General features: G+C 32.4%; 7 protein-coding genes and 1 pseudogene. 6 read left to right on the forward strand and 2 right to left on the reverse strand.

Annotated elements, in window-relative coordinates:
• On the forward strand, window positions 1-2,100 hold the full coding sequence (locus ACZ098_RS09420; RefSeq protein WP_487311504.1) for a peptidylprolyl isomerase: 2,100 nt from the start codon (window positions 1-3) through the stop codon (window positions 2,098-2,100).
• 73 nt (window positions 2,101-2,173) lie between these two features.
• On the opposite strand, the gene ACZ098_RS09425 is transcribed toward ACZ098_RS09420, so the two are convergent.
• Together ACZ098_RS09425 and ACZ098_RS09430 are read right to left on the reverse strand one after the other, a co-directional pair.
• Entirely contained in the window at window positions 2,174-3,088 is a 915-nt protein-coding gene (locus ACZ098_RS09425; protein ID WP_487311505.1) for a GYDIA family GHMP kinase, read from the reverse strand.
• Between the two features lie 4 nt (window positions 3,089-3,092).
• Window positions 3,093-4,445, reverse strand: coding sequence for a hydroxymethylglutaryl-CoA reductase, degradative (locus ACZ098_RS09430; RefSeq protein ID WP_487311533.1), 1,353 nt, complete (start codon window positions 4,443-4,445; stop codon window positions 3,093-3,095).
• 281 nt (window positions 4,446-4,726) lie between these two features.
• Here ACZ098_RS09430 and ACZ098_RS09435 point away from each other — a divergent pair, with 281 nt between their 5' ends.
• The 5 genes and pseudogenes from ACZ098_RS09435 (at window position 4,727) to ACZ098_RS09455 (ending at window position 12,442) form a co-directional block, all read left to right on the forward strand.
• Entirely contained in the window at window positions 4,727-5,833 is a 1,107-nt protein-coding gene (locus tag ACZ098_RS09435) for a hypothetical protein (protein ID WP_487311506.1), read from the forward strand.
• A 35-nt stretch (window positions 5,834-5,868) separates the two neighbouring features.
• Window positions 5,869-6,597, forward strand: a complete 729-nt coding sequence (locus tag ACZ098_RS09440; RefSeq protein WP_487311507.1) for a DUF2490 domain-containing protein — start codon at window positions 5,869-5,871, stop codon at window positions 6,595-6,597.
• Between the two features lie 221 nt (window positions 6,598-6,818).
• Window positions 6,819-8,987 carry a S9 family peptidase gene (locus ACZ098_RS09445; RefSeq protein ID WP_487311508.1) on the forward strand — a complete coding sequence of 723 codons (2,169 nt, stop codon included), beginning with the start codon at window positions 6,819-6,821 and terminating at the stop codon, window positions 8,985-8,987.
• Window positions 8,988-9,032: 45 nt separating this feature from the next.
• A pseudogene (locus ACZ098_RS09450) lies at window positions 9,033-10,705 on the forward strand (peptide MFS transporter).
• Window positions 10,706-10,783: 78 nt separating this feature from the next.
• On the forward strand, window positions 10,784-12,442 hold the full coding sequence (locus ACZ098_RS09455) for a peptide MFS transporter (RefSeq protein ID WP_487311509.1): 1,659 nt from the start codon (window positions 10,784-10,786) through the stop codon (window positions 12,440-12,442).
• The last annotated feature ends 2 nt before the right edge of the window (window positions 12,443-12,444 follow it).

The following is a 12,444-nucleotide window of genomic DNA, read 5'->3' on the forward strand; positions in this document are numbered from 1 at the left end:
ATGGCAGTTTTATCAAATATTAGAAAACGTTCGGCACTATTGATAGGAATTATTGCATTTGCTTTACTAGCATTTATTGTGCAAGATTTATTTGCAAACGGTTTTAAAAGTCAGTCTAGAGAAGTTGGAACTATAGACGGAAAAGATATTGATTTTGAAGATTTTAGAGTAAAGGTGGCAAACCTTGAAAAAAGTCCTAACCAAAACGGACAAACTCCAACTACTATTCAAGCTGCAGAGCAAATTTGGAATCAAGAAATTGCAATTGCTTTAATTTCTAACCAATTTGAAAAAGCCGGAATTCGTACAGGAGAAAATCATATAATTGATAATCTTAAAAAAGATCAAAATATTGGTCAAAATCCAGCATTTCTTAACCAGTTAGGTAAGTTTGATATTGCTAAATTTAGAGCTTATTTTAACTCTAATCCTGAGCAAAAGCCATTTTTACAATCAAGAGAAAAAGATGCTGATGTAAATTCTAAGTTTCAAATTTATAGCACTTTGATTCGTTCAGGATTACACACAACTGCTTTAGAAGGAAAATTCAAATACGAATTGGAAGCTAACAAAGTTAATTTTGATTATGTTGCAGTTCCTTATTCTACAATTAAAGATAGCGATGTGAAAATTACAGATGCTGAAATAATTGAGTACATTAAGAAAAACGAAAAGCGTTACAAAGCGGAAGAAACTCGTGAAATAGAATATGTAATTATTGAAGATAAGCCATCTACTTCTGATTTAGCTGAGGTTAAAACAAGAATTGAAGGTTTATTAACAGGAAGTGTTGTTTACAATAAAGAAACTGGAAAGAATGATACGTTACCAAGTTTTAAGAGTGCTTCAAATGTAGCTGAATTTGTAAATGCTAATTCAGAAGTTCCTTACGATTCAACTTATGTAACCAAACAAGATTTGCCAGCAGAATTTGCTGATGCACTTTACAATTTGCCAACAGGGGAAATTTATGGCCCATACGTAAACGGAAAATACTATTGTATTTCTAAAGCAATGGGGAAAAAATCGGGTGCTAAAGCTAAAGCTAGCCATATATTAATCAGTTGGGAAGGAACTCAAATCCCAAACAAAAAAGAAAAAAGAACTAAAGAAGAAGCTAAAGCTAAAGCGGATGCAATATTAGCTAAAGTTCTTGCAAATCCAGGAAGCTTTATGATGGAAGCTTTGACCAATTCTGATGATTCATCAGCACAACAAGGTGGAGATTTGGGTTATTTTGGTCCAAATCAAATGGTGAAACCTTTTAACGATTACGTTTTTGCAAACCCAATTGGAAAAATCGGATTGGTTGAAACTGAGTTTGGATACCATATCATTAACGTTACTGACAAGCAAGATGCTATTCGTTTAGCAACAGTTGCTCAAAAAATCGAAGCTTCTGAAGCTACTTCAAATGAAGCTTACACAAAAGCAACTAAATTTGAAATGGATGCTAACAGTAAAGATTTTGCTGCTGTAGCTAAAGCTGAAAAATTAACTGTAAGTCCTCCAGTTAAAGCGAAACCAATGGATGAAGCTGTTGGTAGCTTAGGTAACCAAAGACAAATAGTAAAATGGGCTTACAGCGAAGCTAAAGTTGGTGATGTAAAACGTTTTGAAGTTGTAAATGTTGGAAACGTAATTGCTAAGCTTAAAAAAGTAAACGAAAAAGGAATTATGACTGCTGAAGAAGCAAGACCGTTAGTAGAAGGAATTCTTAAAAATAAAAAGAAAGCTGAAAAAATTATCGCTAAAATGTCTGGATCAACTTTAGAAGCTATTGCAACTGCAAATAAAGTTACTGTTCTAAATGCTCCAGAAGCAACTGTTGATAATCCAGTTTTAGCAAATGTAGGTATTGAACCTAAAGTTGTAGGTACTGCTTTTGGTACTGCTGTAAATAAAGTTTCAGCACCAATCGAAGGAAATTCTGGTGTATATGTTATCAAAACTAAATCAGTTACGAAAGCGCCAAAATTGCCTAAGTATGATGAATACGTAAGCAAATTGAAACCGTTAGCAGCTCAAGGTGTTGGTAGAGTATTGCCAGCTTTAAAAAACAACGCTGATATTGAAGATAATAGAGTAGATTTTTACTAAAATTAAATCACTTTTAATATAAAAAAATCCTGAGCTTGCTCAGGATTTTTTCGTTTTAATACTATTTTTTGAATTACAAAATCATATCTTGATAGGGTATGACAATAGGGTAACCTTTATTATTGAAGTAGGAAGTTGGATTTTCTTTTGAAATTGCCAAAATAAAATCGCCACCCCAAGCGCCAAGACTTTTGATAACGCCATCGAAATCGTGAAATAAGGCCTCTTTAATCGTTTGTTGTTCTAGAATTGAACTCATTTCTATTTCGTGTTTTTGGAGCGCTAGAGCGAACTCTTTAGGTTCTGTAGCGTTGATGACAGTAGCAGTTATTGCATCTATTTTTAGAATAGTTTTAGTTACATCGGCATGATTTTGCAAATAAGTAGCAATGGCCGATTTACTACTTTGCTTTTTATTGAGGTAAACAAAATATATTTTATCTGAAAAGTCAGGCTCGAATGAAATAGTTTCAATTACGGGTTTGTCGTTAACCAATTGATACACTATGGGCGAATTGTTTTGAGCACAGGCCAAATCGTATCCACTTCCTCCAAAACTTTTTTTAAGTAAATCGTAGGCATCGATATGCAGCCAATCTGCAATATTATTTATTAGCGTTGAAGAAGTTCCTAATCCCCAAAACTTTGGAAAAGTCAATTCGGTAGTGATTTTGTATCCTTTAGATTTTGTAATAAAATCGGGATTCAAATTGTAGGCTTCATGTAAAATCTCAATCAAAGTATTTTCGATGTTTTGATTGTCTTCGTGTTTGCTTTTGTTTACAATAGATTCAAAAGATAGACTAGATTCAAACCAAATAGTACCGTCAGAATCGTAGCTTTTCCATTCCATTGCTTCGCCTTCTGCTTCTTCAATTATTAAGTTCTGTCCGAATTTTGTAGGCAATGCTAATGCTTTTGCACCATCTAGAACTACATATTCTCCAGTAATTAATAATTTTCCGTTGCTGTAAAATTCTTTTTTCAAAATCTTATCTTCTTAGGTGTTCAATAAAGTCAACAACTGCAGCGTGAGAAATCGTATTTTTTTCAAAATGATTTTTGATCACTTTTCGTTCTTCCTCTGTTGTATCAAACTGGTTTAGAATATTATTTATGTGCATTTTCATGTGTCCTTCTTGAATTCCGGTTGTAGTTAAGGAACGTAAGGCAGCGAAATTTTGAGCCAATCCTGTAACTGCAACAATTTGCATCAAATCATGCGAACTTGGTTTTCCTAAAATTTCTAAAGCCATTTTCACTAGAGGATGAAGTGATGTCAATCCGCCAACAGTTCCCAGAGCAAGTGGAATTTCCATCCAAAAAGTAAAAATTCCGTTTTCAATCTTAGCATGAGATAGACTTGAATAGTTTCCGTTTCGAGAAGCGTAAGCGTGAACTCCAGCTTCTACTGCTCGAAAATCATTTCCTGTTGCAAGTACTACAGCATCTACACCATTCATGATTCCTTTGTTGTGTGTTACGGCTCTAAAGGGTTCAATTTCTGCGATTTTCACTGCTTGAACAAACTTTTCAGCAAATTCATGTGGATTTGTAATATTTTTTTCAGCAAGTTCTTCGACTTTACACGACACTTCGGCACGAACAATGCAATTCGGAACATAATTTGACAGAATACTCATTACTATTTGAATGTCTTTTTCATCATCTGAAAAGTCAGTAAAATTTTGAGCTTCTTCTTTTAATGTTTTGGCAAATTGCTCTAAACACGAATTAATAAAATTAGCGCCCATAGAATCTTTAGTTTCAAAAGTCGCATGAAGTTGATAGTAATTTTCTAGCTCGTTAGTTTTATTCCGAAGTTCAATATCCAAAATGCCACCACCGCGTTTTTGCATATTTTTGGTAATGCTTTCAGTAGCAATGAAAAAGTTGTTCTTTGTCTGTAGAAAGAATTTTTCTAATTTATGGAAATCACCTTGGTATAAAAAATGAACTTGACCAATTTTTTCTGAATTTAAAACGGTTGCTTTAAATCCGCCACGTTCTGCCCAGAATTTAGCTGATTTTGATGCGGCAGCAACCACCGAGCTCTCTTCAATCACCATTGGAATCGAATAATAATTGCCATTGATAAGAAAATTGGGAGCAATTCCCATTGGTAAATAAAAATTGGTTATGGTGTTTTCAATAAATTCGTCATGGAGTTTTTGAAGGCTTTCATCACTGTTCCAATATTGTTTTATGGTAACAATAGCATCTTGTGGGTTTGTAAAATATTCAGCTGCAATCCAATTGATTTTTTCTTCTTTGGATAATTTGGAAAATCCTGCAATAGCGTTGTTCATATTGAAATGATTTGGGCTTAGTTTTTTTACAAAGATATAGAAATGGATGCAAAAACGGTACAGATATAAGTTTGGATAAAACAGCAGATTTTTACGACAAATATTGATATTTTAAGATTTGGTACTATGTTTTTTTTAATTTTCAGAAATCCAAGGCTGTTAAAAATCCGTTAATAAATAAAGTATATGGCAATTTCATTGATGTTTTTAAAAACTGGTCTCGTTGGGAAATAAATTTATTCCCAATGTAATTGGCTGTTAAAAATTTAATAAATTGCTTTTTTTTAATTGTTTACTAATCAATAAATTTATCAAATATGCAAGCATCAGTTAATTTAAATCCATGGATTAGAACGCCTTTCTTTGATTATAGTTTTATAATGGGTGGCGCTTTTTTTACCTTATTTATTGCGTTCTTGAGTTTTCAGTTTCCATCAATGGTGCCGATTTTCTTTTGGTGTTGGGTAATATTTTTTGAAGGAAGCCATTTTTGGGCAACCTACAGTAGAACGTATATTGATGATAAATACCGAAAAGAAAATTCGCTAGTTTTATACACAAGTCTAGTGTTTTTCTTATTTCCTGTATTGGCAATTGTGTTGCAAAATCAATTTAAGACAATATCATTTACAGTTTTTTATGGTTTTTTTATTTTTGTATGGTCGCTGTATCATAATGCAAAACAACATTATGGATTTTTATCTATATATGCAGCAAAAATAAAACTAGACTTTGCAGATAAAACTAAAATGAAAAATGCTTTATATGCTGTAATTATTTTTTCTCAAATCTATTTTTTAATTAATTTTAAGCTTCAAGGTACATTTTCAATAAGTTCGTCGTTTCAATCAACACCGCTTTTAGTGTTTTTAACAACCAATTTATTCTATATTTTAACTGGTTTAGGCGCGTTGTATTTTATTTATCAAGCTTTTGTAATGTATAAAAAGTACGAAAAGAAAATTTTACCGATTGTTTCTTACATCGCAACTTGCCTAATTTTTTACAGCACAATGTTTTATTATATTGCTCATTCAGATCATTTTATTACTAAAGATGGTGTGAGTGTTTTAATATTAATTGCGGTTATGAATTCTCTTTTTCATAACATTCAATACCACGCAATCGTTTGGCATTACGGACAAGCGCGTTATACAAAAGAGGAAACTCAAAAATACGGAATTGCAAAATTTGTTAATGGTAAGACACTAAATTATATGGTTGTTGCATTATTATTGGGTGGTGTTTTTGGTTTTATAGTTTGGAATGTTGGAGGTTCGCCAGACATCAACGGTAGTTTTACCGCAAATGCCAACAATTGGGCTTATGTTTTATTTTTCGGAATTATTGGTCATCACTTTTATTTAGATCAAAAAATTTGGAGACCAAGTAAGCAAACTGATTTAAAGTCCTATTTGTCATAAAATAATATCGAAAAAAACCAACCAATTTATCTTATATGAAATTTAAAAACCGTCTGCTGATATTATTTTCTATCACAACATCTCTAAGTTTTGGTCAAGATGAAAATCATATTGGATTTTTTCCAACTATTGATCATTCGGGAACTCTTTCTGATAAGTTAGACTACAGCCTATATTATTTTGGAGCATTCAATACGTTTAATTCTGAAGTAGATGGAATTAAAGAACCTTCCAATTTTTTTGTTTTTTATGCGGAACAAGCCTTGACTTATAAAGTAAATTCCAATTTGTCATTTACCGGAAGTTATGTTTATGAAAGACAATTTCCTACTCAAGACAATTATAGAAATGAAAATCGATTTTATTTGCAATCGACTTACAAGTATAATTTAAATAAGACAAATATTAAGCATCGTGTTCGATACGATGGTAGATTTGTGCAAGATAGAATGTCTGGAACTACTCCATTTACTTCTAGATTGAGATATCTAATTGGTTTGCAAACACCTTTACAAAAAAATAGCGATAAATTATATTTGTCCATGTACAACGAATTCTTTTTTAATCTAGATAGAAATGCGGTTGCTATTTACGGAGAAAATTGGGCTTATGCTGGAGTTGGTTATAAAATTGATAAAAACAATGCTATCGAAACTGGTCCTTTGCATATTTTTTGGGTAAATAATAAAGAAAATGATTTGAGTAAATTTTATTATTTGCAAGTAACATGGGTTAATCATCTTGATTTTAGAAAAAAGAAATAGAATCTAAATAGTGTGTTATCAACAAAAATCTTGACGTAATTGTCAGGATTTTTGTATTTAAAATTCGTATTACTTTATCAGCAATTATAATCTGTTAAATGTCAATTGAGTTGGTACGAAAACCAAATTCTAACGGATAAATTTTTGCATTTAACATAAAAAAAGCCGTTATTTCCAAAAAAATCACTAAAATTGAAGTCGTTTTATAATCAAACTTAAATATGATGTCAAAAAAATTACTTGCGCTCTTTCTTTTAACTTGTTTTTCGGTTATTGCGCAGCAAAAAATTTCAGTTGAAGAAATATACACAGGCGCTTTTAGAGCCAAAGGGATGGATGCTTTACAATCCATGAAAAACACCAATCAATATACTGTTCTTAACTCAGATAGAACTTCGAGAACACAGCAAATCGACCTTTATGACTTTGCTACTTTAAAAAAAGTTTCGACTTTAATCGACACTAAATCCTTCAAAGAATTAGCAGACGGAATCGATAGTTACACTTTTAGTAACGATGAAAAGCAAATTCTAATTGCTAACAACACAACTCCAATATTTCGTCATTCGTTTACAGCCGATTATTATCTGTATAATCTTACTACCAAAAATCTAACTAAAGTTTTAGAAAAAGTACAAGAACCGACCATTTCTCCAGATGGAACTAAAATTGGTTTTGCTAAAGAAAACAATCTTTTTGTTTACGATATCGCAACCAAGTCAGTTTCTCAAATTACTACCGATGGTAAGAAAAACGCCGTTATAAACGGAATTACGGATTGGGTTTACGAAGAAGAATTTGCCTTTGTAAGAGCGTTTGATTGGAGTGCCGACAGTAAAAAAATTGCATTTATTCGATTTGATGAAAGTGAAGTTCCAGAATTTACTATGGACATTTTCAAAAAAGATTTATATCCAACAGTAGAAACATTCAAATATCCTAAAGCAGGAGAAAAAAATGCGGTGGTTTCTTTGCATATTTATGATGTAAATTCTAAAGTTAAAAAAGACGTCAACCTTGGTACTTATTCGGATTTCTATATTGCTAGAATGAAATGGACAAACGATGCCAACGTACTTTCTGCACAAGTATTGAATCGTCATCAAGATAATTTAGATTTGATTTTTGTTGATGGAACTTCAGGAACTGCCAAAGTAGTTTTGAATGAGAAAGACAAAGCTTATGTTGATGTTACCGATAACCTGACTTTCTTAAAAGACAACAGCTTTATTTGGACCTCAGAAAAAGACGGTTTCAATCACATATATTTATATGACAAAACTGGAAAATTAAAAAATCAAGTTACTAAAGGAAATTGGGAAGTAACTTCGTACTATGGGTTTGATGAGAAAACTAAGACAGTTTTTTATCAATCAGTAGAAACAGGTTCTATTTTAAGAGACGTATATAAAATTTCGCTCGATGGTAAAAAGAAGGTAAAGTTATCTTCACAAGTTGGAACAAATACAGCAACTTTTAGCCCAGATTTCACATATTACATTAACTCTTTTTCAAGCGTAACTACTCCACCAACTTATACCTTAAACAGTTCAAAAGACGGAAAACAAACGCAAGAAATTGTAAATAATACCGCTTTAGTTGATAAAGTAAAAAAATATGATTTACCGAATAAAGAATTTTTCGAACTAACGACAGAAAAAGGTCACAAACTAAACGCCTGGATGATTAGACCAAAAGATTTTGATGCAACTAAAAAATATCCAGTTTTTATGTTTCAATATTCTGGTCCAGGTTCACAACAAGTGGCGAATCATTGGTTGGATACCAACGATATGTGGTTTATGATGTTGTCACAACAAGGCTATATTGTTGCTTGTGTTGACGGTCGCGGAACTGGATTTAAAGGCGCAGCTTTCAAAAAAGTAACTCAAAAAGAATTAGGAAAATACGAAGTTGAAGACCAAATTGATGCTGCTAAAGTTATTGGAAATTATGCCTATGTAGATAAATCTAGAATTGGTATATTTGGCTGGTCGTATGGCGGATTTATGTCGAGCAACTGTTTGTTTAAAGGTGCTGATGTTTTCAAAATGGCAATTGCCGTTGCTCCAGTTACCAATTGGAGATTTTACGACAGTGTTTACACTGAAAGATATATGCAAACACCACAAGAAAATGCAAGTGGTTACGATGAAAATTCACCAATTAATCACGTGAGTAAATTAAAAGGAAATTTTCTATTAATTCACGGAACAGCGGACGATAATGTGCATGTACAAAACTCAATGCAAATGATTGAAGCGTTGGTTCAAGCTAATAAACAATTTGATTGGGCAATTTATCCAGACAAAAATCACGGAATTTATGGCGGTAAAACTAGAATTCAGTTGTATAACAAAATGACAAATTTCATTAAAGAAAAATTATAATTCAATTCATATAACCTAACCTTACAAAATTAAAATAAATAAAAAATGAGTGAAACAGCAGTAAAAACAGGACATCCAAAAGGACTTTGGGTATTATTTGGAACCGAAATGTGGGAACGTTTCAACTTCTACGGAATGCGAGCGATCTTGACATTGTTCTTAGTAAATTCCTTAATGATGAAAGAAGAAGATGCGTCATTAATTTATGGTGGATTTTTAGGATTGTGTTACCTAACTCCAATGTTAGGTGGTTTTATTGCCGATAGATTTTTCGGAAACAGAAATTGTATTTTACTTGGTGGATTAATGATGGCGATAGGGCAATTATTATTATTTTTTAGTGCAAGTATTTTTGGAAAAAATATAAGTTTGGCCAACATGTTAATGTGGTCAGCATTAGGAATTATCATTTTTGGGAATGGTTTTTTTAAGCCAAATATTTCTTCGATGGTTGGAAGTTTATACCCAAAACAAGAAAAGAGTAAATTAGATACTGCATTTACTATTTTCTATATGGGAATCAACCTAGGAGCTTTCTTAGGTCAATTAATTTGTCCAATTGTAGGTGTGTTAAAACGGATGGAGTTAGAGATATTCATGCTTTCAAATGGGGATTTTTAGCGGCTTCTTTAGCAATGTTAATTGGAACAGCTGTGTTCTATTTTCTTAAAAATAAATATGTAGTTACACCAGAAGGTCGACCATTAGGTGGATTACCTTCTAAAAATGAAGCAGCTGACTATGAAGAAGGAGAATCTCAAAAAGCAGTGTTCTCACAAAAAGCTTTAATTGGTGCAGTGGTTGCTTTCTTCGGATTGGGATTAGTTTTTCATTTTCTATTCGGACAAAACTTTATTTACTCTTTAATTTATGCTAGTGGTTTGTCTCTTGCTGGATTAATTATTTCAGATTCATCACTTACCAAAGTAGAAAGAGATCGAATTTTAGTAATTTATATCGTTGCATTTTTCGTAATATTTTTCTGGGCAGCTTTTGAACAAGCAGGTTCGTCATTAACATTTATTGCCGATAATCAAACCGATAGAAACTTCTTCGGATACAATATGCCGCCATCAATGGTGCAAATCTTTAACGGATTATTCGTTGTGGCTTTCGCAGTTCCATTCAGTATGTTATGGGATTATTTAAGAAGTAAAGATAGAGAGCCAATTTCGCCAGTAAAACAAGCAGTTGGTTTAGGATTAATTGCATTAAGTTATTTCATCATCGCGTACAACGTAAAAGATTTAGGTAATGATGGTTTATTAGCTATCAAATGGTTAATTCTTTTATATTTAATTCAAACTTGTGCTGAACTATGTTTGTCTCCAATCGGATTATCATTGGTTGGTAAATTATCTCCAAAAAGATTCTCTTCATTATTATACGGCGTATTCTTTTTATCAAATGCTTCTGGTTACGCATTAGCTGGAACTTTAGGTTCTATCTTACCTGCAACAGGAGATAAATTCAATAAAGCAAAAGAACTTGGAATCGATTTACAAGCAGTTTTAGATAAGAAAATCACTTTATCTGCTGAGCAATTAGCAATTTTAGAGAAAAATCAAATCAGTCCAAATAATCCAGTTTTCGCCGGATTCGAAATTCATAATTTATTCGAATTTTTCATGGTTTTCGTAATTCTTTGCGGATTGGCAGCTGTTATTTTAATGGCGCTTACTCCAAAATTGAAAAAAATGATGCACGGAGTTCGTTAACATAAAATAAAAAATATTTTTATATCTTTCAAACCTACAAGAAACCCTTGTAGGTTTGTTTTTTTAAACCAATTTATTATGTGGAAAAGTCATCCTAAAGCATTGCCTTACTTATTTTTATCTGAAATGTGGGAACGTTTTGGTTATTATTTAATGATCGGAATTTTTACACTTTACCTTAAAGATGTTGAAGCAGGTTTTGCAATGACAGAGAAAGAAGCTTCCGATCTGTATGGAACTTTTATTGCTTTGGTATTTTTAACGCCATTCATTGGTGGATTGGTTGCCGATAGATATTTGGGTTACAAAAAATCAATTGTAATAGGAGGATTAATGATGGGCGCAGGCTATATGATGATGGGGATTCATAGTTTGCCGATGTTATATTTTGCCATGACTTTGGTAATTGTAGGAAATGGTTTTTTTAAGCCAAATATTTCTACATTATTAGGTAATTTTTACAACGACGAACAATATAAAGATAAGAAAGACGAAGGTTACAACATTTTCTATATGGGAATTAATGTTGGTGCTTTTATTTGTAATTTCTTTGGTGCTGCTCTTAAAATTCTTTTCGGTTGGCAAGAAGCCTTTATGGCAGCAGGTGTTGGAATGTTTATTGGTGTAATCGTGTTTTTATTGGGAACCAAGCACTATGGTGATAAAACCGATAAAAAAGGAGTGCAAGAAGGCGATATGCCATTTTATAAAATTGTGTTATATATCTTAGTTCCATCAGTCGTTTTCGGAATTATAGGATGGTTTTTGAAAGGTGTTCAATCTGACCTAAATGTCGATAGTGCCATTTTTGGTTCAGATAGTACAGATGCTTTTATTTTTGCTTGTATTCCAATTGTGTATTTTTATGGAAGTTTATATTTCAAAGCTAAAGTCGAAGACAAAAGACCAATCGGAGCTTTATTGTCAATTTTTGCAGTAGTAATTTTATTTTGGGCAGTATTTAAACTAAATGGTTCTGCGCTTAATAATTGGGGTGATAAATATACCGATAGAGAATTAACTGGAACATCGCAACAAATTGGCTCTAAATTAAATCTTACCGATACTTTAACCTATAAAAAGGATTCAGTTGCTTTATATGATGCTGCTTTCAGAATTCAGAAAAAAGATGGAAAAGTGATAAAAGTTGTTGATTATCCATTGTATTTCAGAAATGTAGCAACTGAAAAAGTACCAAAAGAAGAAAGTAAAATCTTTACTTGGTCGGCAAATTTAAGTCAATCCATAAATCCAGGATGGGTAATCATTTTAACGCCTTTAGTGGTTGCGTTTTTCACGTATTTACGAAGTAGAAAAAAAGAACCATCAACGCCAACTAAAATCGCTTTCGGATTGTTAATTTCAGCCTTGTCAGTATTAGTTATGGTCGCTGCAGTTCACATTGGAAATAATGGTGCAGAGAAAGTATCTGTTTGGTGGCTTGTTGCTAATTATGGAGTGATTACCATCGGAGAATTATTTCTTAGTCCGATGGGATTGTCAATTGTATCAAAATTATCTCCCAAAAACATTACCGCGTTAATGATGGGCGGATGGTTTTTAGCAACTTCTATTGGAAATAAATTATCTGGAGTTTTAGCAAGCATGTGGGATCAATATGACGACAAAGCTAATTTTTTCTGGGTAAACTTCGGGTTATTAATGTTTGCCACAGTATTGATGTTTGCCTTGGTGAAAAGATTAAATAAAGTAATGAAAGACCACGGAATCAATTAAGT

It is taken from the genome of Flavobacterium sp. SP2 (genome assembly GCF_057626655.1).

Bases quoted from the DNA above. Each gene is read 5' to 3' on its own strand.
- ACZ098_RS09420 (WP_487311504.1), top strand. From the start codon at position 1: ATGGCAGTTTTATCAAATATTAGAAAACGTTCGGCACTATTGATAGGA.
- ACZ098_RS09435 (WP_487311506.1), top strand. From the start codon at position 4,727: ATGCAAGCATCAGTTAATTTAAATCCATGGATTAGAACGCCTTTCTTT.
- ACZ098_RS09440 (WP_487311507.1), top strand. From the start codon at position 5,869: ATGAAATTTAAAAACCGTCTGCTGATATTATTTTCTATCACAACATCT.
- ACZ098_RS09445 (WP_487311508.1), top strand. From the start codon at position 6,819: ATGATGTCAAAAAAATTACTTGCGCTCTTTCTTTTAACTTGTTTTTCG.
- ACZ098_RS09455 (WP_487311509.1), top strand. From the start codon at position 10,784: ATGTGGAAAAGTCATCCTAAAGCATTGCCTTACTTATTTTTATCTGAA.